Here is a 26,516-nt window from a genome sequence, read left to right on the forward strand (position 1 = left end):
AACCGGTTTAGCGAGCTGCTTGCTCTAAAACTTGCTGCATGTCAGCCGCTAATTGTTTTCTATCGAAGACATCGTAGGCCACTCGTATACCCGCTTCACCAGCTGCTTGGCGCAGTCTTTCGTTCTGCAGTACAGTTGCTACCTGGTGTAATAGGGCCGCGGCGTCACCCGCTGGTGAGTACCAACCGCAATGACGTTCTTCCACCAGTTTTTTCGTCCAGCCCGTGTTTGTGACGATGACCGGCGTACCCACTGATAGGCTATCATAGAATTTCGCTGGGGAGTTGCTATCCAGCACGGGCAGGCCTAGAAATGATACTATTGATACATCTGCCAGTCGGAACCACGTAAACACGTTGTGCCGGGGCTGGGGCGGCACCACCCGAATGGCCGGGCAGCGGGCTGCTGCCTCTCGCAGACGCGGTTCATCAAATCCGTGGCCCATAAACAGCCAAACTACATCTGGCAGGTGGGGCGCTAGCTGTTCGGCAGCCGCAATGAGCGTAGGTATATCATTAGCCCGCCCGAACGTGCCCGCGTAAAGCACTACGCGGTGGCCTAGCAAGCCATACTCAGCTCGTAGTGCATCGGTAGCCTGTGGAGTGGCTAAGGCCGCCAACTCAAGGTCGGTGCCGTTCCAGATAGTGCTGACTTTGTGGGCAGGCAGGCCTAGACCACGCACGTAACTGGTCATGTCGGGCGATAATGTTACCGTATGCTGTGCTGAACTATACAGCCCCTTCTCCATAGCAAACAAGCGCCGTTGGGCGAGCTTATTTGGCACTGCCCCCATAGCAATAGGAAATGAGGGCCACAGATCCTGAACTTCAAACACCCACGGTACTCCCCGCCACTGTGCTACCCTCGCCGCAGCCCACGCGGCCGTAAGGGGTGTACTAATGCCCCAGATAACATCAGGCTTCTCTATTTTCAGGCCTTCTCGTAAGGCATACGCCGCGTACTGCCCGAAGGACAGCACACGCCGGGCCACCCCCATCCGGTTTTCGTAGGCCACCTCTGCAGCGCGCATTTCTACCCCTTCCGGCAGCCAGGGGTATTGGTGCGTCAGGCGTTGCGCTTCCCAGGTGCGCGTAGTAATCAGCGTAACGCGGTGGGTACGGGCAATGTGCTGCAGCAGCGAGTAGTGCCGACTGGTTGCGGGACAGTCGGGATTGGTGTGATACTGGCTGAAGACAGCAATGTGCACGAGCGATGCAGTTAACCCAAAACCAAAACTTGCGGCATAAAGCGGGCTTTAAGTGGCCTAGCGTTCTGCTCGGCGTGGCTTCGGCCGGTACTTCGATTCGTTGAGGATGCGCTGGGCGTTTTGCTCGGCCATTAATTGCTTCAGCGTCACGGTGGGGTGCTCGGCCATGTACTTGCGCACAATCTGCCAGCCTACCCAGGCCCCTACCCTACCGGGGCAGGTTTTGTCAATCTCGGGGATATTGGGCCGCTCCCCCACGTATTTCTGAATGGTGAAGGGCGCCGTGTTGTACAGCAGATTTTTCTCAATGAAGTGCGCCCAAATCTTGCCTTCGTTGAATGCCACTCCGGCCATTTCTTTATCAGTATAGCCAATTAGTAATGAATCGGGCGTGCAGGGCAGCACCTTTTCAGCGAAATACAACGATTTGCCAAACTGCACCATTTCGCCCAGCATAGTCTGGTTGGTGAGTTGCTTCTGGTTGTATTTGCTACTGATAGCCAGCGCTACTGTAGGCACTACGTAGGGTTTAGTGTAGCGACGCAGAATATACCCTGGCACGTTAGGCCGGTAAGCTGCTTTCGGCCCCACGAAGAAGTCGGTGCTAATTACCAGCAGACTGTCATTCACGAATAAGTCTTGGCTCAACCCGCTCACGAATGTCTTCACAGGTGGCACCCGGAAGTCGGGGAAATAAAAGCGAATGTGCTGAAACAAGGGTTTCAGGTCGGACGCTAATGCTCCCGTATCCCGAAACGTACTGTCGGCTTGGCGACCTAGTTTCTGCAATCCGGGGTTAGTGGCCAAGCGGGCCAACGTTGTGCTAAGCACTCCGGCGGGGTACTGACTGCTTTGCAGAAATTGCCGGGCAAAGAGGCCATTTTGCGCAATAAACTTATTCGCATCGGCGGGCGTCTTGATCTGGAAAAACGGTTTCTCCAGCCGCTCAATCTGCAGAGGCACATCAATTTTGGCTACCTCCGGGTCTATTTCGCACTTCTCCGTTTTGGAGGTGCAATTAGGCAGAGCCAGCATCGTTAAACTCAGGACGGCCGCCAGCCAGGGACGTATACGGGCAGGAATGTGCATCGCGCTTCTATCTTTACGGCGAAATTAGCCAAAACGAAACGGCGGAAGGCTGTCTTTCGTGTTTTGCTCATCGTACTTCTGCATTTGATATGAAAAAAGCACTGCTCGCCCTCTTTTGCATCGGCGCTTCGGCCGGGGCCGCATCGGCGCAAGTTGAAATAGGCCTGAAGGTTTCTCCATCCATTACCAGCTTCCGCACTGATTCGCCGGCCCAGTACGGCTTCCAAAAGGATGGCAGCAAAGTGGGCTTTGGTGGCGGCTTGGTAGTCGATTACTTCTTCGGTCAGAACTACGCCTTTAGCACGGGCATCCAACTCACGGGCAAGGGTGGCAAATTTCTGTTCCTTGACCCAACTACGGGCCGCCGCGTGGAGCAGAAGATAGGTATTCAGTACCTAGAGCTGCCCGTTACCATGAAGCTCTTCACCAACGATATTGCCACCGACACAAAACTGTACTTCCAGTTGGGCGGCACCCTAGGCGGCGCCATTGCCGCTAAAATTGACGGCAACAAGCGCTACACCGACCCCGCCACCGGCCGGGAGACCAAAGCCACCGACCACGTCATCATCCCTGATGCAGGCGTTCTGCTAGGCTTTGGCACGGAATACCAAGTAGGCCAGAGCACGAAGGTGTTTGCCGGCGTGAGCTACCACCGTGGCCTCGTTAACATTGAGAAGTACTACGACAAGCAGCGCAATTTCTCGGAAGTTGTTCTCAAAAACAGTGAATTTGCGCTAGATCTGGGTATTAAGTTCTAAGCCACTACACAGCTGTTATCCTGAGCAGTAAGAGGAATCTGAGTCACCCTCTAGGCCACTATCTAAATTTCTCACTACGTTCTGAGTGACAAATCAATGTTTCTAGGCCACTCAGGCTTCTAACAAAAAGCCCGCGTTGCTCTCAGCAGCGCGGGCTTTTCTTCTATCAGGAGGAGTTTTCTCGCAGAAAAAATCCGTCAGTCAATTATTTCAATTTCCCGGTCCTGCAACCGGCTCATGGCCGCCGCGGCTGAGTGCAGCTCGATTTCCTCGCCTTGCTCATCCTCGATGCGGTAATCTGTGAGGCCCAGACTGGTGTCTTTCATCACTTTTACCCACTTATAATACTTCAAATACCATTTCATCTGTCTGCTTACCAAGCCTTTGGTGTAGTAAGCGTGCAGGAATGGATGCACATTGAGCGTAATGCCCGACTGATTCTGGGTGATCAGCAGGTCCTCAATGCTGTTTTCGATTTCGTCGGTCACCAGGATAGACGCCGAAATCTTACCCGTGCCGCCGCAGGTGGGGCAAACCTCACCGGTCACGATGTTTTCGACAGGCCGTACGCGCTGTCGGGTAATCTGAAGCAGGCCAAATTTGGTGATGGGTAGAATTGTGAAGCGCGCCTTGTCGTGCTTCATGATGTCGCGCACGGCATCTTCTACCTTCTTGCGGCTTTCCGCCGACTTCATATCAATGAAATCGACGACGATAATGCCGCCCATATCGCGCAGCCGAAGCTGGCGGGCTACTTCTCGAGCGGCCGCGAGGTTCACGTGCAGGGCTGTGGCCTCTTGGTCGCCTTCTTGGTTGCTTTTGTTACCGGAGTTCACGTCGATGACGTGGAGGGCTTCTGTATGCTCAATGACGAGGTAGCCGCCACCGGGCACCGTAACGGTTTTGCCAAACAGGGTTTTGAGTTGCTTCTCAATTCCTAGGCTTTCAAACACCTTTACTTTGCCGGTATGTAGCTTCAACAGGCCGAGCTTGTCGGGCGCAATCTGCTGCAGGTAACTCCGCATTTCCTCGTACATAGGAGCCGCATCCACCGTGATGGCGTCAAACGACTCGTTGAGCATGTCGCGCAACATGGAGCTTGTACGCCCCAGCTCGCCCAGTACCTTGTCGTTCGGCTTGGCCGTGCGCAGGGTCTGGAAGAGCTTGTCCCACTTCTCCACCATGTTCTGCATATCCCGGTCGAGCTCAGCCACCTCGCGGCCCTCGGCCACGGTGCGGATGATTACGCCAAAATTGTCGGGCTTAATAGAAGCAATGAGCCGCTTCAGCCGCTCCCGCTCCGATTTGCTAACAATCTTCTTGGATACGCTAATGGTATTGGAAAAAGGCACCAGTACCAGATACCGACCCGCCATGGAAATATCCGTGGATAGGCGCGGTCCTTTGGTAGAAATAGGCTCCTTTACAATCTGAACCAGCATCTGCTGGCCCTTTTTAAGCGTGTTGTCGATTTTACCTACTTTGTCAAGCGTCCCGTCAAACTGGAAAGTTTTCAGGGGCCCAACGGGTATTTTCTGCGATTGAACGCCTTTTACCCACTTCGTTAGGGAAGGATAGTTCTCCCCCAGGTCGCCGTAGTGTAGAAAGGCATCTTTTTGGTACCCAATGTCAATGAACGCGGCGTTCAGACCGGGCATAACTTTCTTGACCGTGCCCAGGAAAATGTCACCAACTGAGTAAGCGGTGTCGTTGCGGTCGAAATGATATTCGATGAGCCGCTTGTCCTGTAGCAGGGCAATCCGTTCTCCGTCCTGAGTAGAATTAATGATTAATTCGTTACTCAATGGATTAAGCGGTTAGAGCAGTATCTGGCAAGCATGGCCTAGCCGTTATGGCTTCCCCCGAAACCCGCAAAGGGAAGCCAGCGCATAAGGCGCCGGCTTCCCTTTCGAGCCACGGGGAAAGCGAACATCTGGCCACTCTCTGGATACTAAGTGAGAGATAGAAGAGTGCTTTTATAAACTAGAAAAGCACCAACGAGCAAACCCCGGAAGGATTACTTCTTCTTGTGACGGTTCTTGCGCAGACGCTTCTTCCGCTTGTGAGTGGCAATCTTATGACGCTTTCTCTTTTTACCGCAAGGCATGATGTTGTGAGTTAAATGAGTGAATTGATTTGATTTCTTTTTTGCTAGATGCTAGTTGCTGATTGTTGAGAGTTAGTTTTACTAACAACCAACAAACGGCAGCAAGCACCTATTTTACTGCAGCTTTTGGAGTTGCTCATCCACTGATGCGGCTAGGCCCGGATCGGTGCTGAGACTCTTGGCTTTCTGGAAGGCCTGACGGGCTCCCGCTTTCGCGCCAGTTTGGGCTAACGCGACGCCAAGATAAAACTGTCCGTTGACGTTTTCAGGATTTACTTTAGTTAGCTCTTGAAAACGTTCAACCGCTTTGTCGAACTGATTGCTCTGAATTGCCAGTAAACCAAGGTTATACAAGACCTTTTCGTTGCGCGGATCCACAGCTAGCACTTCGCGTAGCAGCGTAATACCTTGCACCGGGTTAGCACTAGCCATCAGCGCCATACCCAGATTGATCTTAGCGTCAAGGTTGTCGGGGTTGTTCTTAAGCACTCGCCCGTACAACTCTTGACACTTGGCACCTAGCATTTTCTGCCGCTCCTCAGTAGTAGCGAAGCTATAGGCTTCGAAATACTGATCGGCGGCTCGCTTCCAAGCTTGTTCACCTGGCCGGGTCAGAGCTACCTGCTCTAAGTAGTAGCCGGCACTGTCAAAACGCTCAATGCCTTTGTACTTGTCGGCCAGTTCAGTTGCCAGCCGTAGCTTGGCTCCTAATTCAGCTTCCACATTGTACTTGGCCAGCAGCGTATTGATTTCTTGACGCTTGGCCGGAGCTACCGTCATGTGCGGCTGCTCAGCGGTAGCCCCTTCGGGCTTACCCATCATATCCACAGAAGTAGTAGATGGAGCGGCCGCCCCATTGTCGCGGTTAGCAGTACGAGCGGCGTCCTGAGCAAGTTCACCTTTTCCTGCTTTAGGCTTCACAATCACCTTGGGCAGCAAAAACAAACCGGCCACCAGGGCCACCGCCAAGGCGAGAAGTATTAGTTGATGCTTAGAGGAGTTACGCGCCATGAGCAGGGAAAAACGCAGACCGCCGGGCCTCCGGAAAAGGACGCCCGGCGGCACTGCCGACATCGAATAATAAAAGCGGATTAGGCGTTAGCCAGCGCTTTGATTTTCTTGCTGTTCTTGATCTTGCCGATGAAAGTCTTGGAGGGCTTAAAGCTCGGGATGAAGTGCTCGTCGATGATAATCGACGTGTTTTTCGAGATGTTGCGGGCTACTTTCTTCGCGCGTTTTTTGTTAACGAAGCTGCCAAAGCCGCGCACATAGATGTTGTTGCCATCGGCCATCGAATCCTTCACAACTTTGAAGAAGGCTTCTACGGTAGCCGAAACGTCTGCTTTCTCAATGCCGGTTTTGTCAGCAATTTCGGCGATTACTTCTGCTTTAGTCACGCTGGTAAGTGTACTAGGGAGGTGAAAAAAAATGTGCTTGGCAAATGTTGCCTCCTCAAAACGTAAGCACTTGCCCGGTAAGGCGTTGCTTATGTTTTGAGGGGCACAAAGGTAACCCCCTTTTTTGGTTTTACAACAGATTTCCTAGCATTCACTACTGCTTCCTAGGTTGCATCCAACTATTTCTTTCTCAAAGCCTTGAGTTCAATTCTTTCTACTTCCTCTCATCCCTGGTTTGCGCAACGTTTATTGGACTGGTACCCGCGTCACCGCCGCGACTTGCCCTGGCGCAACACTCGCGACCCCTATGCTATCTGGCTTTCAGAGGTCATTCTGCAGCAAACTCGTGTAAAACAGGGCCTACCCTATTACCTGGATTTCATTACCTCATATCCTACCGTGCAAGACTTAGCGGCTGCCCCGCAAGATGAGGTATTGCGGCACTGGCAAGGCTTAGGCTACTATTCTCGGGCCCGAAACATGCATCACACGGCGCAGCAGGTTGCGGGTGAGTACAATGGTCAATTTCCGGGCTCTTATACCGAATTACTGAAACTACGCGGCGTAGGCCAGTACACCGCCGCTGCCATTGCCTCCTTCGCCTATGATGAGAAAGTGGCGGTGCTCGATGGCAACGTGTTTCGGGTTCTGGCCCGCGTGTTTGGCGTTACGCAAGATATTGCTGCGCCAGCCAGCCGCAGAACTTTTCAACAGCTCGCCGATACGCTTATACCGGCCGACCAGCCCGCCGAATTCAATCAGGCTATTATGGAGTTTGGTGCCATTCAGTGCACGCCCGCCAAGCCCGACTGCCTGTTTTGCCCCCTCCAGACGGAGTGCTATGCTTTTCAGCATGGCATGGTGCAGGAGCTTCCTATTAAGAGTAAGGCTAAAGCTGCTCGCACCCGCTACTTCCATTACTTGGTGCTGCGCCATAACGACACATTATACATGCGTAAGCGTGGCCCTAAGGATATCTGGGAAGGACTGTATGACTTTGCGCTACAAGAAACCGACTCGGCGGAGCTGCCGGCGGCATTCATAGTGGATACGGTAGAGGGCTTAGGTGGCAACGTAGCCACCAACCAGGTAGAAGAGCCCACCACTGCCATGCGGCATATCTTAAGTCATCAGAAAGTAGAGGCTCGCTTTCACCATATATGGTTGTCGGAGCCTTTGACGCCAGAGGCCGCCGTGGCAGCTGGGTTAGTGGCCTACAGCGCTCATGAGATTGAGCGGTTGCCTAAGCCCATCATCATATCTAATTTTGTTAGCAATATCAGATTTTAATTTGCCAATTATATTGGAATTAAGATGCGTGTTTTGTATTTTTATAGCTGACAATTATCTCCCTTTTCTCATCTGACAGCTAATTATTTACATCATGGCAAGCGTCAACAAAGTCATTCTCATAGGCCACTTAGGTAAAGACCCTGAGGTTCGTCATCTGGAAGGTGGCAACTCGGTGGCAAACTTTACCATGGCCACCAACGAGTATTACAAAGACAAGCAAGGCAACCGCGTAGAACGCACCGAGTGGCACAACATTGCTGCCTGGCGCAACCTAGCGGAGCTGGCAGAAAAGTACCTGTGTAAGGGTCACCAAGTGTATGTGGAGGGTCGCATCCGAACTCGTCAGTACCAGGACAAGGACAACCAGACCCGCTACATCACGGAAATCATTGCGGAGGAAATTACTATGCTGGGCAATGGCCGGGCAGTTGGGGAATCTCAGCCAGCTACTACCGCTGCTGCCCCTACTGAAGAGCCTACCACTTTTCGGCAGGAACCAGAGCTAAATCAATTACCGTTTTAGGGGCCTAGTGTCTTGCCTTCCTTTAGCCCCGGCCTAGTGCCGGGGCTTTTTGCGTATTAGAAACAATATCTACCACACTAGGCCAGTTGGGTTGGCTTTGTACAAGAAGTGTCAACACCTAGCCCAGCGGCGTTATACTGCTTCGCGCTGCAAGTGTGCTACCTTTGAGTATTCATCTGATTTGCTTGGCATGGCCGATTTTCGAATTCTGCGCGGATGGGGCGCTGTACTCACACTGCTAGGCCTAGCAGCGAGTTGCACCTCGGCTCCTGACTTTACGCCCAAGCCGAAAGGCTATAATCGTATTGATTTACCCCCGCACGCCTACCAACAGCTGGCGCCCGGCCACCCGTACACCTTCCAGTATTCGCGCTATGCTAAAATCCTGCGGGACTCCTCTTATCTGGCGCAGCCGCATTGGATTAACGTGTACTATCCCCAGTTGCACGCTAATGTGCAGATTACATATGCTGACCTGCAGCGCAATAAGCAGCTTAGCAACAAACTATTAGAGGACGCCCGCAAGCTTACCAGCAAGCACCAGATTAAGGCTACGGCTATTGATGAAAGCGTGCTGAAAACCCCTAACGGCATGCGGGTAGCAGTGTTTGAGTTGCAGGGCGATGTACCCAGCCAGTTTCAGTTTTACACCACCGATAGCACTAAGAACTTCTTCCGCGGCGCCCTTTACTTCCGAACCGCTACCGCCAACGACTCCCTAGCGCCAGTCATTGATTACGTGAAGAAAGACATCGTGCAGCTGCTTAACACGCTAAAATATCGGTAAAAGAGCCTGAGCCGTGTATTTCAGGTGGCCTAGAACCTTGACTTTTCAACCGTTAGCTGCCAAGTGGCCTACAGCTTGCTGCTGATTCATGAGTAACTTCTTTCAAACCAAACTTGAGTATCTGCGCGGAGTAGGATTGCAGCGGGCCCAGCTCTTGCAGAAAGAGCTAGGCATCTTCACCTACGGCGACCTAATTCAGCGGTATCCTTTCCGCTACCTCGACCGCACTCAGTTTTATAATATCTGCGACCTGCACGACGATTTGCCCTACGTACAGGTAAAGGGTATCTTGCGCAACCGCGAAGTAGTGGGCGAAGGCCCCAAAAAGCGCATGGTAGCCAAGCTCACCGATGCTAGCGGCGAGCTGGACTTGGTGTGGTTTAAAGGCGTGAACTACCTGGAAAAGATTATCAAAAATCACCAGGAGTACATCGTGTTTGGCAAACCCACGATGTTCAACAGCCGCCCGCAAATGGCGCACCCAGAACTGGAGGAAGTAACGGAGGCCAAAGCCGGCCAGAGCTACCTGCAGCCAGTATACAACACCACCGAGAAGCTCAAGAACTACCACCGCGTCGATAGCAAGGCTATTGGCCGGATGGTTTCGGACCTGCTCAAAATTGCCCTTCCCCACGTACACGAAAACCTCTCGCAGGATCTGATTCGGCAGTATGGGCTCATGGATAAGGCCATGGCCTACCAGCAGATCCATTTTCCACAGAGTACGGAGCTACTGCAAGCGGCCCGGTTCCGGTTGAAGTTCGAGGAATTATTCTATGTGCAGCTAAAGCTGCTGCGCCAGAAAACCCAGCGTAAGGTGGAGCTGGCGGGCCAGGTCTTTAAAGAGGTGCCTTCTTTAGTACACTTCTACAAGAACGTAATGCCCTTCGACCTCACCGGGGCCCAGAAGCGGGTTATCCACGATATCTATAAAGACTTCTGCTCGGGTAAGCAGATGAACCGGCTGCTACAGGGCGACGTGGGCTCGGGTAAAACCATTGTGGCCTTTATCAGCATGCTCATGGCCGCCGACAACGGCGCGCAAAGCTGCCTGATGGCGCCCACCGAGATTCTGGCCGATCAGCACTATGTAGGCCTCAAGCAGTACGCCGATATGCTAGGCCTCCGCATTGGCAAGCTTACGGGCAGCACCCGTACCGCTGAGCGGCGTGTGCTGCACGAGCAACTGCGCTCAGGTGAAATGCACATGCTGGTAGGGACTCACGCCTTGCTCGAAGATGTAGTGCAATTTCGTAACCTGGGCCTCACCATTATGGATGAGCAGCACCGCTTTGGGGTAGCGCAGCGTTCCAAACTGTGGCAGAAGAATCCGCACGTAATACCGCATGTACTCGTAATGACGGCTACGCCCATTCCGCGTACCCTGGCCATGACGCTCTATGGCGACTTGGATGTGTCGGTGATTGATGAGCTGCCGGCGGGCCGCAAGCCTATTGTCACGGTGCACCGCTTCGATGCCAACCGGCTCAAGGTGTTCCAATTCTTGCGCGACCAGATCAACGTAGGCCGGCAGGTGTACATAGTATACCCACTCATTGAGGAAAGCGAGGCCATGGCCGACTACAAAGACCTCATGGATGGTTACGAAAGTGTGGCTCGTGCTTTCCCGGAGTTTCAAATCAGCATTGTGCACGGGCGCATGACGGCCGCCGAGAAAGATGCCGAGATGCAGCGCTTCGTGAAGAAGGAAACCCAGATTATGGTGGCTACCACGGTAATCGAGGTAGGCGTGAACGTGCCTAATGCTTCGGTAATGGTAATTGAAAGCACCGAGCGGTTCGGCCTTTCCCAGCTGCACCAGCTGCGTGGCCGAGTAGGCCGGGGTGCTGAGCAGAGCTATTGTATTCTAATGTCGGGCTACAAGCTCAGCAAAGACTCTCGCACCCGCATTGAAACGATGGTGCGCACCAATAACGGTTTTGAAATTGCTGATATTGACTTGAAGCTGCGCGGCCCCGGTGACCTGATGGGCACTCAACAAAGCGGTGTACTAGATCTGTTGATTGCTGACCTAGCTAAGGACGGGCGCATCCTCACAGAATCGAGGGCTGCGGCTCAGGCCTTACTCAATGAAGACCCTGGCCTAGCACGCCCGGAAAACCAGCCTATTCGTCGGCACATTGAGAGTCTGCCGGCTACGGCCGTCAACTGGAGCCGCATCAGTTGAGCCTAAGCCAGTTGTTTCCTTGAGTTTTCCACCTTATGCCTTATTCATACGAACGGCTTGCCGAGGAAATATCCTTGGCAAGCCGTTAGCATTCAGAGAAAGTTGGGCACAAAAAAGGCGACTCTTATAAGTCGCCTGCCGAAAACTACTTCAATGTAAGGGTGGTGGCACTCGATGTATGCCACAGATTTCGGTTGGTTTCAGACACTGCTGTTTTTGGTACCGACTGCCCAATGAAGTACGAAGCACTGCGAACGGGGGCTTGCAAAGCCGAGCGAGCTGACTTGGCAGCAGTATCCACAAGTACGCTTGACTCCTTGGTAAGCTTACCAATAACGACGAGAGAAACGAGTAGAAAAAGGCGTAGTAAAGATTTCATAGCATTCGTGCGGACAGTAAGTGGGCTATGCGCAAGCAATTTTGAGGCCAGTTAGGCCGGTGAAGATGAAATAGGCTGGTGATTCTGGAACTTTTAATCCTTACCTCTCACTTAAGTGCCGGCGCAAGAAGAAGCGTATTGTTAGGCCTAATTAAAATATCCAAAAACCAGGATATACAATCAAACCACAATATTCTACCATATAGGCAAGCACTCAAACATTTTCTCTTGCAAAGGAACGGTATTTACATCAGTAAATGACCTCTTTAGCGTTAAGAAAGAGTGAAGAATTCTCTCGAAAGGCCGACCGCCCTGCAAGATCGACGGCATATACGGAGTCCCGCAGAAGTTGGATACCTTTGGAGAGTACATTTTCCATATTTTTTTCTTGTTTCTCCTAACTGACTATAGCTGTGCGTTTTTCTTCTGCTGTACCTGCCGGTATTTTACTGCTAGGCCTGCTTGGGAGCCCAGTAATGGGACTTGCCCAGAAAGTAAAGTCTGCTCCGTTTAGCTATGTACCGGAGCAATCTGATGATCGGTACAACCAGCGCGTACTTCGTAAAACCCTGCCCTTACCCGCCGGAGGCTTCGTAATTTTGGCACATAAAGCCGCTACCGAATATGCGGTGGAACGCTACGATACCGACCTAAAACGGACTTGGAGTACGGCGCTATCACTTACCGCCGACCAAGCCATCGATGCTTTTACCATCTCCGGTAGCCAAGCCACGGTTATCGTGCATCAGAAGAGCGGAGCGTCGCAAACTCTCTCGGCGCTTACCCTCGACTTAGCATCCGGACAAAAGTCGCCGCAGAAAAAGCTGCTGGAAACGGCGGCCCGCGACCGGCGCCCCGGAGTTACTTTTTCTCCTGATGGCACCAAACTGGTTGCTTGGCGCTACCTCACCCGCGACGTTCAGATTCGTGCTATAAGCGCCTCAGTATTCGATGAGAAGCTGACAAAGCTCAAGGACCGCACCTACGATTTTCACGACCAAGGCGGCTTTTTCTCCACCACTATTCATGTTGGTAACGATGGCACCCAATATGTGACCCTTGTGGCCGATGACATGAAGAAACTTTCGGTGCGCCGTTACCTCAATAGCTCACCCGATATCAAGGTAATGTCGGTGGCAGTAGGCGGCACCTTCGGGGGCAAAGTGGTGAACGTCTTTGACTCGCGGTTTTCGCTGCAGGCAGACAACACCTTATACGCAGCGGCCATTTGCAACGAGCGAGAAACTGGGTTGTATCATAGCCTAAAGCTGGTGAAGTTTGACTTTAGTGGCGACGGCGACATGAAGTTTGCGCCAGAGTTTAAGTTTACCCCAGAGTACCTGACTGCCGCCAATAAAGCCAGCAACGCCAGCGCCAAGCGCTTGGAAGACATTTACCTGACCGATCTGCTCCTGACCGACGAGAAACAGTTGGTAGTCGTAGCCGAAAAGAAGTACGAAGAAGGGGGCGAAGAGTCGCCGGGCCACACCCGTGAGCTGCACTTGTTTGGGTATAACGAATACCAGGCTCCCACGTGGCATAGCATTATTGCCAAAGACCAAGTAGCCCCAGCGGCTGAAGGCTTTAGCAGCATTGGGTATCGTGCGGCTGTCTTTGGGCAAGATGTGCAGTTTGTAACCTGGGAGAAAATCAAGAATAAGTCAGACCTCTATTTACGCCGGGTCAATGCCCAGACGGGTGTAGTACAGGAGCCCAAAGCTCTGGGTTTAAACGTAGCAGCCGACCAAAATCCCTCCTACGTGAAAGATTTCACGGCTTGGCTCGACCCCAAAACCATCATTGGAGTAAGCCGGCCCAGCAAAAAATCGGCGGCGCTAATGCTCAATAAAATTGTGGTGAAGTAGGCTTCCTAGGCCACTCTTCTGCCTTCTGGAATTAAAGAAAAAGGCCGCTCCTAGACAGGAAGCGGCCTTTTTTTATAGGACATAAATTGATACTGGCCTATGGGAAGATACCCAATGACTGGTAGCTTACGCCAATCTTCTCGATGGCGGTGTAGAAGGCTGCAGTACGCAAGTCGGTAATACCTTCCACCTCATCTAGCACCTTCCTAATGGACTGGTATGCGGTAATCATAGTGTCCTCTAGGCCAGAGCGGACCAGGTCAATTTCGTCGGCGCCGTGCACTATTTGCTGGCGTTCTTCGGGCGTGATGGTTTTGCCGGTGGTCCGTTCAATGGTGGCTACGAGGCGGCGCATTGCACCTTCCTCAGCTCGCTTACCCATCCGACCAAAACGAACATTGGAAAGGTTTTTCAACCATTCAAAGTACGATACCGTCACGCCGCCGGCATTCAGGTATAGGTCAGGCAGAATGATGATGCCCTTTTCCAGCAAAATCTTTTCGGCCGCCTGCGTGGTAGGGCCGTTGGCACCCTCCGCAATGATTTTGGCTTTTATTCTAGCTGCGTTGCCTTCATGAATCTGGTTTTCCAGAGCCGCTGGTATCAGCACGTCACACTCATATTCTAGCAAGTCCAACGATTCGGCTACGTCTTTCGCGCCAGGGAAACCAAGGATAGAGCCCGTTTCTTGACGGTGCTTGAATACGGCCTCCACATCTAGGCCACTGTCGCTGTAGATGCCGCCTTCACGCTCCGCAATGCCGGTAATTATCCCCCCATCTTGCTGGCAGAAATGCGCGGCGTAGTAGCCTACGTTGCCTAAACCCTGCACGATGATACGTTTGCCAGCTACTCCGCTTGTTAAGCCTACTTTTTTCAGGATGGGCTCATCCAGCAGCAGCTCACGCAAACCGTAAAATACGCCTAGGCCAGTTGCTTCGGTCCTGCCCCGGATACCGCCCTGCCCTACCGGCTTGCCGGTCACGCAGCCTAGGGCACTGGTATCACCATACTTAAAGGTCATATAGGTATCGGCAATCCAAGCCATTTCGCGGCCGCCAGTACCATAGTCGGGCGCCGGTACATCCATACCGGGACCAATGAGGTTCTTCTTGATCAGTTCCGTGGCGTAGCGGCGCGTTACGCGCTCTAGCACGTGTACGGGGGTAGTACGGGGATTAATTTTAACTCCTCCCTTTGCTCCACCGAACGGTACATCAACGAGGGCGCACTTAAAGGTCATAAGTGTGGCCAGCGCCATTACTTCCTCCTCATCTACATACACACTGTAGCGGATACCGCCCTTGCTGGGCAGTTTGTGGTGGCTGTGCTGCACCCGAATGCCTTCGAATACCTGCACGTGGCCATCTATCTCTACCGGGAAGTTAACCTTATAAATGCTGTTGCATGCCCGTATTTGGGCAATGATGCCGGGGTCTAGCTTCGAGAAACTCGCTGCATGGTCGTAAAACCGCAGCACGCTTTCATAAAAGTCTTTACCCTGTACCTGTTCGTTAGCCATGTAGGTATGGAGATGAAGGTGGGAGTATCTTTCTGCAAACGCATAGCCCGGCAATCCGTTGCGCCGAAAAACAACAAAGCCGCTCCTGCAAGAGGAACGGCTTTGTGTGTTAAAGTACCTAGGATACTCTATCTGATCTAGCTAAGCCGATAACTTAGTAAGCGTACTCGTTAGCGGCAATCAGCACGTCAGCAATGCGACGACGAGCATCTTTGGCATTGTAGAGGTCGGCTTTGGTGAAGCGCTTCAGGCCCATAGCCAACAGACGCTGCTCATCACCTTCGGTCATGGAGGCAATGGCATCTTTGCCAAACTTGTTTACCTGATCTACCGTGTCGGCGAGGTATACGCGAGCAATATCAATCTGCGTAGACAGAGCTTCTTCGCCTTTAGTGCCAACTTCTTTCTCCACGCGCAGTAGGGTGCTTTCTGCGGTGTACACCTTGATTGCCATGTCGGCAATGTTCATCAGTACTTCCTGCTCTTTAGCGAGCGAGTTCATGTACTTCTGCACAGCCGTGCCAGCTACCATCAGAATGGCCTTCTTCAGCTTCTGAATGGTTTTCTTCTCAGCAGCGAACAAGCCAGTTTCTTCTTCCAGGTTGAAGTCCGGAATAGCCATCAGTTCCTGCTGTACCGCCTGGGCGGGGCCCATCAAATCCAGCTCGCCTTTCATGGCCTTCTTCAGGATCATGTCGACGGCCAACATACGGTTGATTTCGTTGGTGCCTTCGAAGATGCGGTTAATGCGCGAGTCACGGTACGCACGGTCCATGGGGTAGTCGGCCGAGAAGCCGTAGCCACCATACACCTGCACACCCTCGTCTACCACGTAGTCGAGTACTTCCGAACCTTCTACTTTCAGGATGGCGCACTCCACGGCAAACTCGCGGGCAGCACCCAGCAGGGCCTCGTTGTGGCTCTGGCCTTTAGCCAGCAGCTCTTGCTCCATGCGGGCAATGTCCATACCGGCGCGGTAGATGGCCGATTCTACAGCGTAGATACGCACAGCCTGCTGGGCCAACTTGTGCTTGATAGCCCCGAACTTGGCAATGGGCAGCTTAAACTGTACCCGCTCGTTGGCATATTTGATGCTCAGCGTAGAAGCCATTTTAGTAGCACCCAAGCAAGCAGCAGCCAGCTTGATACGGCCGATGTTCAGGATGTTGAAGGCAATGAGGTGGCCTTTGCCAATTTCACCGAGTACCGCCGACTTCGGCACCTTCACATCAGAGAGGAACACCTGACGGGTAGAAGAACCCTTGATGCCCATCTTGTGCTCCTCGTTGCCGAGGCTCAAACCGGGCGTGTTGCGCTCCACAATGAAGCCAGTAAACTTATCGCCGTCAACCTGGGCAAACACGATGAATACGTCGGCGAAACCACCGTTCGTAATCCACATCTTTTGGCCATTTAGCACGTAGTGCTCACCGTCTTCGGTCGGAATGGCTTTGGTTTTAGCACCCAGCGCATCAGAGCCCGAGCCGGGCTCGGTGAGGCAGTAGGCACCCATCAGCTCACCGCTGGTCAGGCCGGGCAGGTACTTGGCCTTTTGCTCTTCATTACCGAAGTACAGAATGGGCAGCATGGCGATACCCGTGTGGGCCGCAAAAGCCACCGGGAACGAGTGGCCACCGCCCACGCCTTCGGTCACGCGGAGAGAGGTAGTGAAGTCCATGTCTAGGCCACCGTACTGCTCCGGAATGCTTACCCCAAATAGGCCTAGCTGACCTGCTTTCTCCATCAAGCCACGCATCAGGCCTTCTTCGTGGTTATCGAGGCGCTCCAGCAGGGGCTGTACTTCCTTCTCCACGAAGTCCAGAGCCGTCTGGTGCATCATGTTCTGCTCCTCCGAAAAATCGGCGGGAGTAAATACGTCCTGAGCGTCGGTTTCTTTGATGATGAACTCGCCGCCTTTCACAAGCTTATTGGTTACTTCCATGACCGGGTGAGATGTAGGGGGTTGGAAAATCGATGTCAATTTGAAAGAGAAGATGCTCGGCATACCTACTATTAGGCCGCCACAAGCCCCCTCTGTATGGGATACCGAAAGATAACAAATTATGTTATGCTTGCCGAGTACTTTTCGAAAAAGAAACCCCGCAGACCGGGGTTTCTAATCTTTAGAAGCAGAACAGCTTACGTAAGTATCTGGTTCTGAAAATGGAGCATATCCGGCGGTCGGTGTCGTGGGTCAAGTGAGTTTTCCGGTGAAAAACGCTGCCACGTTTTCCGAGCGACGCACGCCACCGACGACCGGATATGCTGCCGGCTTACTTCAGCAATTCGTAGATACCAGCTACGCCCTGGCCACCACCTACGCAGGCGGTTACCATACCGTACTTCTGGCCCCGCTCGCGCAGCTCGTGGAAGAGCTGGATGCTGAGCTTGGCACCCGAACAGCCGAGCGGGTGGCCTAGCGCGATGGCGCCGCCGTTCACGTTCAGCTTGCTCTCGTCAATGTCCAGTTCGCGAGTAATGGCAATCGACTGCGATGCGAAGGCCTCGTTCAGCTCAATCAGGTCGATGTCCTGGAGCTTCATCCCAGCCTGCTTCAGCGCCTTCGGAATAGCCTTGATGGGGCCCATACCCATAATGCGCGGGTCGATACCTTCGGTGGCGTAGGTAATCATGCGGGCAATGGGCTCTAGGTTCAGCTCCTTCACCATGCGCTCTGACATTACCAGCACGAAAGCTGCCCCGTCAGAAGTCTGGGAAGAGTTACCAGCGGTTACCGAGCCATTAGCGGCAAATACCGGCTTCAGCTTGGCCAGCGCTTCCAGGGAAGTATCGGCCCGGGGGCCTTCGTCGGTATCTACTACGTAGGAGCGGGTTTTCTTCTTGCCAGTAGCTTGGTCGAGGTAGGTTTCCTCTACCGTGATGGGCACAATCTGCGACTTAAACTTGCCTTCCTGAATAGCCTTGATGGCCTTCTGATGCGAGTTGTAAGCAAACTGGTCTTGGTCTTCGCGCGACACTTTATAGTCTTGCGCTACGGCTTCGGCGGTCAGGCCCATGCCGAGGTAGTAGTCGGGGTGTTGCTGGGCCAGTTTGTAGTTCGGCACCGTTTTCCAGCCTACCGTGGGCACCATGCTCATACTTTCGGTGCCACCGGCCACGATGCAGTCGGCCATGCCGGCCGTGATTTTGCTGGCAGCCATGGCAATGGTTTCCACGCCAGAGCCGCAATAGCGGTTCACGATGAGGCCCGATACGTTCATGGGCAAAGCCAGCAGCGAAATCAGGCGGCCCATCTGTAGGCCTTGCTCCGCTTCCGGCACTGCGTTACCGACCATCACGTCATCGATGCGCGTGGGGTCGAGGGCGGGCACAGAGGCCACCAAGTGCTTAATGATGTCGGCGGCGAGGTCATCGGGGCGGGTGAAGCGGAAACCGCCGCGGGTGGCTTTGCCAACGGCCGTGCGGTAACCAGCTACGATATATGCATTCATTGTAGTGTGTCTTGAAGAAAGTAGTGGGATTAGAGCTAGTCTAGCTTAGTTCCTCTTGGGGTTAGGATAGTTACTTAACTAGAACAACGCTACCAATAGCTTTCGTTCTAGGCCAGTCAACCACCCCTAACCCCTCCTCATCTGAGGAGGGGAACTAGATTTTTAGCTCTAGTTTCTCAAGGGTTTACCAGTGGTCAAGATGCTTTGGATGCGCTCTAGCGTTTTCCGCTCGCCGGTGAGGCTGAGGAAAGCTTCGCGCTCCAGATCCAGCAGGTACTGCTCCGATACTTCGGTGGGGCTGCTTAGGTCGCCGCCGCACATGATGTAGGCCAGTTTGTTGGCAATCTTCACGTCGTGGTCGGAGATGTAGCGGCCTTCCTTCATGGCATGCACGCCAGTCAGGAACATGCCCAAGGCGCCTTTGCCTTGCACCTTAATGTTGGTTTTCTGCACCGGCATCGTGTAGCCATCTTCGGCCAGTTCAATGGCAGCGGCTTTAGCTTGCGCGATAACGCGGTTGCTATTCACCACTACCTCGTCGCCGCGGTGCAGGAAGCCTAGGTCGAATGCTTCAGCAGCGGAAGTAGAGACTTTGGCAGTGCTGATGGTCATGAAGGTGTTGCGGAGTAGGTTGTACTCGGGCTCACCTTCCTCGTACTTGGCTGCGGTGCGCAAGGTCATTTCCTTGGTGCCGCCGCCGCCAGGAATCAGGCCTACACCAAATTCCACGAGGCCCATGTAGGTTTCGGCACCCGCTACCACCCGGTCGCAGTGTAGGTTCAGCTCGCAGCCGCCGCCCAGAGCGAGGCCGTGCGGAGCACCTACCACCGGAATACTGCTGTAGCGCATGCGCATCATGGCCTGCTGGAACTGGGCAATCATCAGGTTCAGCTCGTCGTACTCCTGATCCAGCGCGAACATGTACACTAGGCCTAGGTTGGCACCAGCGGAGAAGTTCGGTCCATCATTACCCACAACTAGGCCGCGGAAGTCCTTTTCGGCCAGCTCCACGCCTTTCATCAAACCCTGAATTACGTCGGAGCCCAGCGCGTTCATCTTGCTGTGGAACTCTACGTTCAGGATACCGTCGCCCAGGTCTAGCACCGAAGCGCCAGCATTTTTCCACAGCACTTTGCCTGTAGCGCGCAGGTTATCGAGGATAATGAAGTTCTCAACGCCCGGAATGGCTTTGTAGGCTTTACTCTCGATGTCGTAGAACTGCTTCACGCCCTGCTCGCTCACCTTGTAGAAGGTAGCGTTGCCGGCGGCCAGCATTTCTTGTACCCAGGGAGCAACCGTCTTGCCTTCGGCTTGTGCCAGCTCTAGCCCTTTCTGAACGCCTAGGGCATCCCAGGTTTCAAACGGCCCCATCTCCCAACCAAAGCCAGCGCGCAGGGCGTCGTCAATCTTGTAAAGAGAATCGGTGATTTCTGGAATCCGGTTGCTCACGTAGGCAAAGAGGCCTGCGAAGGTCTTGCGGTAGAAGTCAGCGGCTTTGTCTTTGCCGGCTACCAGCACCTTAAAGCGGTCGGATAGCTTCTCAATAGGCTTGGTGGTTTCCAGCGTAGCAAACTTCACCTTGGCGCTGGGCTTGTACTCCAGGGTATTCAGGTCTAGGGCCTGAATTTCCGACTTGCCGCCTTCGCCACGTACTTTCTTGTAGAAGCCCTGGCCGGTTTTATCACCCAGCCATTTGTTCTCAGCCATCTTCTTTATGAAGTCCGGCAGTTGGAACACGGCCTTGGCTTCGTCGTTGGGCAGATTCTGGGCCAGGCCATTGGCTACGTTAATCATCGTATCCAGACCTACCACATCCGAAGTGCGGAAGGTGGCCGACTTAGCGTGACCGATAACCGGGCCGGTGAGCTTGTCTACTTCTTCTACTGACAAGCCTAGCTGGCTCATCACCTGCACCACATCCATAATGGCGAAAACGCCCACGCGGTTGGCAATGAAAGCGGGAGTGTCTTTGGCGAGTACGGTGGTTTTGCCCAGGTACAGGTCGCCGTAGTGCATCAGGAAATCCACTACCGCCTGGTCCGTATCCGGGGTCGGGATGATTTCGAGCAGCTTCAGGTAGCGCGGCGGGTTGAAGAAGTGGGTGCCGCAGAAGTATTTCTTAAAGTCGTCGGAGCGGCCTTCCGTCATCATATGAATCGGGATGCCGCTGGTGTTGCTGGTGATGAGCGTGCCAGGCTTGCGGTATTGCTCCACACGCTCAAACAGGCTCTTTTTAATATCAAGGCGCTCCACTACCACCTCAATCGTCCAGTCGCAGGTGGCAATGTCCTTGAGGTTGTCGTCGAAGTTGCCGGTCTTGATGCGGCTGGCTTCCGACTTACGGTAGAGCGGCGAGGGGTTAGCGGCTACGGCTGCCTGCAGGGAGCTGTTTACAATGCGGTTTTTCACCGCCGGGTTGTCCAGCGTCAGGCCTTTGGCTTCTTCGGCGGGCAGCAGCTCCTTGGGCGCGATGTCGAGCAGCAACACCTGCACACCGATGTTGGCGAAGTGGCACGCAATGCGCGAGCCCATCACACCGGAACCCAGTACGGCTACTTTTTTGATGGTACGATTCATTCTTGGGGAGGAATGAGTGGGTGAGAAATGAAAGAATCAGAAAGGAATACCGGCAAGTAAACTACTCGTCATGCCGACTTTATAACTACTGAAAAGCTCCTATACAGGAGCAAGTTCAAGGCAGTAAAAAGCCCCGAGTTACTGGCTTAGGCCGGCGACTCGGAGCGCAGGGGTTTCGGTTTGAAGTCGTCGTAGAGGGTCTTACCCTCAATCATACCCGTAATCTGAGCTACCACTTTAAAGAACACGTTGAGCTCGTTCTGGGGAATTTTCTCCCGCACCTTCAGATTGAAATGGCGCACCGTCTGCCGGGAAATTTCCTTGCCACGCAGACCTTCCTCAGTCAAGAAAATGCGCACCGAGCGTTTGTCTTGGGCATCGGCCTGTTTGTAGATTAGGCCTTTCTCCTCCATGCTGCGTAGAATGCGGGTCAGGGAACGAGTTTCTAGGCCTAGCAGAGGCGCTATCTTGGTAGCGGGTGTACCATTTTCTTGGTCGATGTTCAGCAGCACGAAGCCAATGCTCGTGGTGATGTCGTGCTTGGCAGCTTGCGTATTGTACATGCGCGAAATAGCGTGCCAGGCAACTTTAATGTTATAATCGACGGTTTCTTCGGGTGTCATGGGTGAGGGGAGCAAGTCCGGTAAACATACAGAAATATGTTATGCTTGCATACTAAGTTACGCAAAAAAAGTTTGGCCTACCTGATCATACTTTCTTCTGATCAGGTAGGCCATATCTCATTTATATCCTCACAGGGTTAACGGTGTGCCTCCTGATGATACAAGCTCTCGATAATGTCTTTGTTATTGGCCGTAATGACCTTCCGCTTCACCTTCATGGTTGGGGTCATTTCGCCACTTTCTACAGTCCAAAGCTTGGGTAGCAACACTACCTTCTTAACCTGCTCCCACTGCGCAAAACCGTTGTTGTACTTGTGCACGAGGTCTTGGTACATCTTTACCACCTTCTCGTTCTTCACAAGCTCCTCGTTTGAGCCATTGCAATCTACCCCGTTGCGCTTACACCAGCCTTTGAGGTCGTCGAAGGAAGGAATAACGAGGGCAGAGGGGAATTTTTGGCCGTCGCCGACTACCATGCACTGCTCTACCAACGGCGACTCCTTGAGTTTGCCTTCAATTACCTGAGGGGCAATGTACTTACCACCCGAGGTTTTAAACATCTCCTTCTTGCGGTCGGTAATTTTAAGGAACCGGCCTTCCACGATCTCGCCAATGTCGCCGGTATGGAACCAGCCCTCCGCGTCGAACTCCTTGGCCGTCAGCTCAGGCTGGTTGTAGTAGCCTTTCATCACCGACTCCGATTTGGTCAGAATCTCGCCATCGGGCGCAATCTTTACCTCCGTATTATCGATGATGGGGCCTACGGTGCCAATCATGTTGTTTTCGCGCTCGTAGCCACCTACCGCAATTACCGGGGAAGTTTCGGTGAGGCCATAGCCTTCCATTACCGGAATGCCCGCTGACCAAAACACCCGGGCCAAACGTGGCTGCAGAGCCCCACCGCCACTCACAATGCAACGCAGGTTGCCGCCCAAGGCCTCACGCCACTTATTGAAGATGAGTTTGTTAGCCAGCGCCAGTTGCGTGTTGTAGAAGAAGCCGTGGTCTTTCTGGTTGTCGTACTTCAGCCCTAGGTTGAGGGCCCAGAAGAAGAGCTGCTTCTTCACTCCTTCTAGCTCATGGCCCTTGGCTACAATCTTATCATATACCTTCTCCAATAGCCGCGGCACGGTGGTAAAGATTTCGGGCTTCACTTCGCGCAGGTTGTCGGCAATGGTCTCCATGCTCTCGGCGTAGTAGATGCTCACGCCGTTGATGAGGTAGATATGGGTGACCATCCGCTCGAAGATGTGGCAAAGCGGCAGAAAGCTCAGGGCCTTATCGTTCTGGGTAACGGGCACAAACCGCTGGGCATTCCGACAGTTGCTAAGAATATTGTTGTGCGTCAGCATGACGCCCTTGGGCTGGCCAGTTGTGCCCGAGGTATAGATGAGCGTCAGCAAATCATCAGGCTGCACGGCAGCTTTCAGAGGCTCCAAGTCGGCGGGGTTGCCTTGCTTGCCCAGCTCCAGCAGTTCTGAAAAATGCCGCGCTCCTTCCACCTTATCGAACGTAAAGACATTCTCCTGCGGAATATTTAGCCCCTGGGTGGCTTCGCGCACTTTATCCAGTAGCTTCTTGTCCGATACAAACACTGCTTTCACGCCGGCATCGGAGAAAATGTATTTGTAGTCCTCAACCGTAATGCTAGGGTACATGGGCACACTGGTAGCACCTAGCTGGGCAATGCCAAAATCCGCAAACATCCACTCGGGGCGGTTCATGGAGATGATGGCTACTTTATCATCTTTGCCCACTCCCAGGCTACGTAGGCCTAGGCTAACCTGATTAACTTTTTCCACGGCCTCATTGGTGCTGATGGGCTTGTAGTGCCCGTCAACCTTAGCAGCAAAGCAGTCGGGCTTATTGTATTTCTGCTGCAGGTTAGGCAGAATATCGAACGTACGGCGGATGTCCATGCGGAGAGCGGGCAGTAGGGTGGGTTGGCAATTAGAGACGGTAAGCTGGTCCCTGATTCACTTGCTTGACAAGCCGAACAGGAACCGCTGCTTAAATAACTACTTTTTTACGGTAAAGATCCTATCAGTATCCGAAACCCCATAGGCCTATGCCTGCCTTTACGTAGCTTTGTACACGTCCGCACCTTCCGCGCCCGATGAATCTGGCCATCTTTTTTGATCCGCTCCGCGAAGAGCTGATTTCTGCTTCGTCTTCTTCCACTACGCTGGCTACGTACGTTTCCGCCTTTCTGGATACGTTTCCGGACTGGCGGGCGGCTGATTTGGCCCTCATTGGTCTTGATGAGTGGCGGGGTAGCGCCGCGGGCGCGCCAGCAGACCACGGTGCCAATGCAATTCGCAACCATTTCTACCAGCTTCAGAAAGGAGCCGGCTCGGTTCGGCTGGTTGATTTAGGCAACCTGCGCCCCGGGCTTACCCTAGAGGATACGTACCACCGGTTGCGCGAAATTATTGCGGCCTTACTGGAGCACAACACGGTGCCAATTCTGCTGGGTGGGTCGCACGACTTAGATTACGGGCAGTTCCTGGCCTACGAAACGCTGGATCGCGCCGTGAGCTTTGCCACCGTGGATGCGCGCGTAGACATGGCCGAACAGGATGGCTCATGTGCCGAGCGAAGCCACTTGCGCCGCATGCTCATGCATGAGCCCAGCTTTCTGTTCAACTTCGCGCAGCTAGCCCACCAGCAGTACTTGGTAGCGCCCGATGTGCTAGCAGCTCTGGAAAAACTTCACTTTGAAACCCTGCGCGTAGGCCAGGTCCGCGACGATATCCGCCAGGCGGAGCCGCTGCTGCGCCAAGCTGACTTTGTCAGCTTCGATGTGGCTGCGTTGCGCTGGAACGATGCACCAGGCTATTACCCACCTAACCCATTCGGCCTGACGAACGAGGAAGCGGCCAAGCTTGCCTGGTACGCTGGGCATAACGACCAACTTAGCTCCTTTGGTCTCTACGGCTACCGTCCCGACCACGACCATCATGGTCTAGCGGCTATGGCCCTAGCCACGATGCTCTGGTACTTTGTGGAAGGTTATTATCACCGTCGGGGCGAAACCGATTTTCAGAGTAAACGCTTTATCCGCTACGCCGTGGGCCTGCCGGGCACGCCAGCTAAGCTGGTTTTCTATAAAGGAAAGCGTACTGAAAAGTGGTGGTTAGAAGTAGAGAGCCTCGCCGATAGTGACATCAAACGTATTGTTCCCTGCAGCTACCAAGATTACCTACGGGCAGCCCAGGGCGACCTACCTAACCGCTGGATTCTGACGCAGGCCTTATTGGGCTAGCTGGCTATTGCAACCAGTTGACAGCCCCTTTGCTGCGTCGGGTCTAGGCCTGTTCTTATGAGTAATACATTGTCTGCGGCTTCCCCCGCCCTGCCTGAATACAGTCGTGCCCAGCTTGCCTTGCGCAACGGCCAAGACCGCGACGAGGTGTGGGTGGCCTACCAAGGGCTGATTTACGACGTCAGCCGCTCCCGCCTCTGGAAGCGAGGCAACCACTATGAACACTGGGCCGGGCAAGACCTGACCAAGGAGCTCGACCAGGACGCTCCGCACACACCGCACGTCTTCGATAAGTTTACCGTTATCGGTCGACTTGTCTAATCCGCATTCCTCGCGCTAAGTATTCTCCCTCCCAACTGCACAGTTGCTTTATCCCATCTCCCTTTCCCGCCATGAGCACCACCGAAACTCCGTCCCTTTTCAACAACCTCGAAACGTTTTCCACCCAGGAAATTTTAGCGGGCATTAATAGCGTAGATCAAACTGTACCCCAGGCGGTAGCTAAAGCTCTGCCGCAAATTGAGGCCTTGGTTGAAGCCACTGTAGCTCGGCTAGGCAAGGGCGGCCGCCTCTTCTACATTGGCGCCGGCACCAGTGGCCGCTTGGGTATCCTTGATGCTTCTGAGTGCCCGCCCACCTTTGGGGTACCGCACGGAGTGGTGGTAGGACTGATTGCGGGCGGCGACACCGCTATCCGCAAAGCTGTAGAAAATGCTGAAGACGACGCGGCTCAAGCCTGGCAAGATCTACTGGCCTACAACATTACTGAGCAGGATATTGTGGTGGGCATTGCTGCGTCGGGCCGCACGCCCTACGTGATAGGTGGCCTAGAGCAAGCCCGCCAGCGCGGTATTGCTACGGGTTGTATCGTGTGCAACGCAGGCTCGGCTGTGGCTGCCGTGGCCGAGTTTCCGGTGGAAGTGGTGACAGGGCCTGAGTTTGTGACGGGCAGTACTCGTATGAAAGCCGGCACCGCCCAAAAACTGGTGCTCAACATGCTTACCACCGCCACGTTTATTCGGCTGGGCCGCGTAAAAGGTAACAAGATGATAGACATGCAGCTCTCCAACGCTAAGCTGGTTGACCGCGGTGAGCGAATGCTGATGGACGAACTGCACATCTCACAACCCGAGGCGGCGGAGCTACTACGCCAGCATGGCTCTGTACGGGCGGCACTGGAGGGACATAACGGTAGGTAAAATACTATATTATCCGTGTGGGAGAACCTACGTCTTCGCGTTTGTTGGTTGGTAGTGCTGCAGTTCATAGCATTGATTCTAACAAGTGCTAATGATGGCATGACTAGTATGATAGGCGGAGGCGTTCTTCTATTGCCCACAACCGGCCTGTTATTGGTTATTGGGCTTACCTCTATCAAGCGTGGCTATTGGATAACTGCTGCTTTTGCGATGCTGATGGCTTTTCCGGGCTTCTTCGGAATAGTGCTCGGGTTTATCAGCGTGCTGAGTTAGGATTTTGCG

20 protein-coding genes are annotated in these 26,516 nt (G+C 53.5%); 9 read left to right on the forward strand and 11 right to left on the reverse strand.

What is annotated here, in order from left to right; translation table 11 throughout:
• Positions 1-7 precede the first annotated feature (7 nt).
• Both EU556_RS18095 and gldB read right to left on the reverse strand, forming a co-directional pair.
• Positions 8-1,207: a glycosyltransferase family 4 protein gene (locus EU556_RS18095; RefSeq protein ID WP_135435553.1), complete on the reverse strand. Its 1,200-nt coding sequence runs from the start codon at positions 1,205-1,207 to the stop codon at positions 8-10.
• A 57-nt stretch (positions 1,208-1,264) separates the two neighbouring features.
• A complete protein-coding gene (gldB, locus tag EU556_RS18100) occupies positions 1,265-2,296 on the reverse strand; it encodes a gliding motility lipoprotein GldB (RefSeq protein ID WP_449404970.1) in 1,032 nt (343 codons plus the stop codon).
• 89 nt (positions 2,297-2,385) lie between these two features.
• On the opposite strand from gldB, the gene EU556_RS18105 reads away from it, so the two are divergent.
• Positions 2,386-3,057 (forward strand): porin family protein, encoded by a 672-nt coding sequence (locus EU556_RS18105; RefSeq protein ID WP_135435555.1) that lies wholly within the window; start codon positions 2,386-2,388, stop codon positions 3,055-3,057.
• A 197-nt stretch (positions 3,058-3,254) separates the two neighbouring features.
• Here the strand turns inward: EU556_RS18105 and EU556_RS18110 are convergent, their stop codons facing one another.
• The 3 genes from EU556_RS18110 to EU556_RS18120 all read right to left on the reverse strand — a co-directional run bounded on the left by EU556_RS18110 (position 3,255) and on the right by EU556_RS18120 (position 6,561).
• Complete coding sequence (locus EU556_RS18110) at positions 3,255-4,862, reverse strand: Rne/Rng family ribonuclease (protein ID WP_135435556.1); 1,608 nt, start codon at positions 4,860-4,862, stop codon at positions 3,255-3,257.
• 416 nt (positions 4,863-5,278) lie between these two features.
• The gene (locus EU556_RS18115; RefSeq protein WP_167855629.1) at positions 5,279-6,175 is read right to left on the reverse strand and encodes a tetratricopeptide repeat protein; all 897 of its coding nucleotides are present in this window, start codon (positions 6,173-6,175) and stop codon (positions 5,279-5,281) included.
• An 80-nt stretch (positions 6,176-6,255) separates the two neighbouring features.
• Entirely contained in the window at positions 6,256-6,561 is a 306-nt protein-coding gene (locus EU556_RS18120) for an HU family DNA-binding protein (protein WP_088845445.1), read from the reverse strand.
• 198 nt (positions 6,562-6,759) lie between these two features.
• Between EU556_RS18120 and mutY the strand changes: the two genes are divergently transcribed.
• The 5 genes from mutY to EU556_RS18145 all read left to right on the forward strand — a co-directional run bounded on the left by mutY (position 6,760) and on the right by EU556_RS18145 (position 13,596).
• On the forward strand, positions 6,760-7,851 hold the full coding sequence (mutY, locus tag EU556_RS18125) for an A/G-specific adenine glycosylase (protein WP_135435558.1): 1,092 nt from the start codon (positions 6,760-6,762) through the stop codon (positions 7,849-7,851).
• A 94-nt stretch (positions 7,852-7,945) separates the two neighbouring features.
• A complete protein-coding gene (locus EU556_RS18130) occupies positions 7,946-8,377 on the forward strand; it encodes a single-stranded DNA-binding protein (RefSeq protein WP_135435559.1) in 432 nt (143 codons plus the stop codon).
• Positions 8,378-8,567: 190 nt separating this feature from the next.
• Positions 8,568-9,164, forward strand: coding sequence for a gliding motility lipoprotein GldD (gene gldD, locus EU556_RS18135; RefSeq protein ID WP_135435560.1), 597 nt, complete (start codon positions 8,568-8,570; stop codon positions 9,162-9,164).
• An 88-nt stretch (positions 9,165-9,252) separates the two neighbouring features.
• Positions 9,253-11,352, forward strand: a complete 2,100-nt coding sequence (gene recG / locus EU556_RS18140) for an ATP-dependent DNA helicase RecG (RefSeq protein ID WP_135435561.1) — start codon at positions 9,253-9,255, stop codon at positions 11,350-11,352.
• A gap of 792 nt (positions 11,353-12,144) precedes the next feature.
• The gene (locus EU556_RS18145; protein WP_135435562.1) at positions 12,145-13,596 is read left to right on the forward strand and encodes a hypothetical protein; all 1,452 of its coding nucleotides are present in this window, start codon (positions 12,145-12,147) and stop codon (positions 13,594-13,596) included.
• Between the two features lie 97 nt (positions 13,597-13,693).
• Here the strand turns inward: EU556_RS18145 and EU556_RS18150 are convergent, their stop codons facing one another.
• The 6 genes from EU556_RS18150 to EU556_RS18175 all read right to left on the reverse strand — a co-directional run bounded on the left by EU556_RS18150 (position 13,694) and on the right by EU556_RS18175 (position 23,689).
• Complete coding sequence (locus tag EU556_RS18150; RefSeq protein ID WP_135435563.1) at positions 13,694-15,118, reverse strand: Glu/Leu/Phe/Val family dehydrogenase; 1,425 nt, start codon at positions 15,116-15,118, stop codon at positions 13,694-13,696.
• A gap of 154 nt (positions 15,119-15,272) precedes the next feature.
• Positions 15,273-17,060 (reverse strand): acyl-CoA dehydrogenase family protein, encoded by a 1,788-nt coding sequence (locus tag EU556_RS18155; protein WP_135435564.1) that lies wholly within the window; start codon positions 17,058-17,060, stop codon positions 15,273-15,275.
• Positions 17,061-17,391: 331 nt separating this feature from the next.
• On the reverse strand, positions 17,392-18,570 hold the full coding sequence (locus EU556_RS18160) for an acetyl-CoA C-acyltransferase (protein WP_135435565.1): 1,179 nt from the start codon (positions 18,568-18,570) through the stop codon (positions 17,392-17,394).
• Positions 18,571-18,738: 168 nt separating this feature from the next.
• Positions 18,739-21,147, reverse strand: coding sequence for a 3-hydroxyacyl-CoA dehydrogenase/enoyl-CoA hydratase family protein (locus EU556_RS18165; RefSeq protein ID WP_135435566.1), 2,409 nt, complete (start codon positions 21,145-21,147; stop codon positions 18,739-18,741).
• A gap of 146 nt (positions 21,148-21,293) precedes the next feature.
• A complete protein-coding gene (locus EU556_RS18170) occupies positions 21,294-21,770 on the reverse strand; it encodes a MarR family winged helix-turn-helix transcriptional regulator (protein WP_135435567.1) in 477 nt (158 codons plus the stop codon).
• Between the two features lie 137 nt (positions 21,771-21,907).
• Positions 21,908-23,689: an AMP-dependent synthetase/ligase gene (locus tag EU556_RS18175; RefSeq protein WP_135435568.1), complete on the reverse strand. Its 1,782-nt coding sequence runs from the start codon at positions 23,687-23,689 to the stop codon at positions 21,908-21,910.
• A gap of 197 nt (positions 23,690-23,886) precedes the next feature.
• On the opposite strand from EU556_RS18175, the gene EU556_RS18180 reads away from it, so the two are divergent.
• The 3 genes from EU556_RS18180 (at position 23,887) to murQ (ending at position 26,234) form a co-directional block, all read left to right on the forward strand.
• A complete protein-coding gene (locus EU556_RS18180) occupies positions 23,887-25,035 on the forward strand; it encodes a formimidoylglutamase (protein ID WP_135435569.1) in 1,149 nt (382 codons plus the stop codon).
• 57 nt (positions 25,036-25,092) lie between these two features.
• Positions 25,093-25,356: a cytochrome b5 domain-containing protein gene (locus EU556_RS18185; RefSeq protein WP_210116326.1), complete on the forward strand. Its 264-nt coding sequence runs from the start codon at positions 25,093-25,095 to the stop codon at positions 25,354-25,356.
• A gap of 71 nt (positions 25,357-25,427) precedes the next feature.
• Positions 25,428-26,234 (forward strand): N-acetylmuramic acid 6-phosphate etherase, encoded by an 807-nt coding sequence (gene murQ, locus EU556_RS18190; RefSeq protein WP_135435570.1) that lies wholly within the window; start codon positions 25,428-25,430, stop codon positions 26,232-26,234.
• Positions 26,235-26,516: the final 282 nt, after the last annotated feature.

It is taken from the genome of Hymenobacter fodinae (genome assembly GCF_004745825.1).
GTDB lineage: Bacteria > Bacteroidota > Bacteroidia > Cytophagales > Hymenobacteraceae > Hymenobacter > Hymenobacter fodinae.

Excerpts from the sequence above, each read along its gene's own strand:
- gldB (WP_449404970.1), bottom strand. The coding sequence starts at position 2,296 with ATGCACATTCCTGCCCGTATACGTCCCTGGCTGGCGGCCGTCCTGAGT.
- EU556_RS18105 (WP_135435555.1), top strand. The coding sequence starts at position 2,386 with ATGAAAAAAGCACTGCTCGCCCTCTTTTGCATCGGCGCTTCGGCCGGG.
- EU556_RS18115 (WP_167855629.1), bottom strand. The coding sequence starts at position 6,175 with ATGGCGCGTAACTCCTCTAAGCATCAACTAATACTTCTCGCCTTGGCG.
- EU556_RS18130 (WP_135435559.1), top strand. The coding sequence starts at position 7,946 with ATGGCAAGCGTCAACAAAGTCATTCTCATAGGCCACTTAGGTAAAGAC.
- gldD (WP_135435560.1), top strand. The coding sequence starts at position 8,568 with ATGGCCGATTTTCGAATTCTGCGCGGATGGGGCGCTGTACTCACACTG.
- recG (WP_135435561.1), top strand. The coding sequence starts at position 9,253 with ATGAGTAACTTCTTTCAAACCAAACTTGAGTATCTGCGCGGAGTAGGA.
- EU556_RS18150 (WP_135435563.1), bottom strand. The coding sequence starts at position 15,118 with ATGGCTAACGAACAGGTACAGGGTAAAGACTTTTATGAAAGCGTGCTG.
- EU556_RS18155 (WP_135435564.1), bottom strand. The coding sequence starts at position 17,060 with ATGGAAGTAACCAATAAGCTTGTGAAAGGCGGCGAGTTCATCATCAAA.
- EU556_RS18160 (WP_135435565.1), bottom strand. The coding sequence starts at position 18,570 with ATGAATGCATATATCGTAGCTGGTTACCGCACGGCCGTTGGCAAAGCC.
- EU556_RS18165 (WP_135435566.1), bottom strand. The coding sequence starts at position 21,147 with ATGAATCGTACCATCAAAAAAGTAGCCGTACTGGGTTCCGGTGTGATG.
- EU556_RS18170 (WP_135435567.1), bottom strand. The coding sequence starts at position 21,770 with ATGACACCCGAAGAAACCGTCGATTATAACATTAAAGTTGCCTGGCAC.
- EU556_RS18175 (WP_135435568.1), bottom strand. The coding sequence starts at position 23,689 with ATGGACATCCGCCGTACGTTCGATATTCTGCCTAACCTGCAGCAGAAA.
- EU556_RS18180 (WP_135435569.1), top strand. The coding sequence starts at position 23,887 with ATGAATCTGGCCATCTTTTTTGATCCGCTCCGCGAAGAGCTGATTTCT.
- EU556_RS18185 (WP_210116326.1), top strand. The coding sequence starts at position 25,093 with ATGAGTAATACATTGTCTGCGGCTTCCCCCGCCCTGCCTGAATACAGT.
- murQ (WP_135435570.1), top strand. The coding sequence starts at position 25,428 with ATGAGCACCACCGAAACTCCGTCCCTTTTCAACAACCTCGAAACGTTT.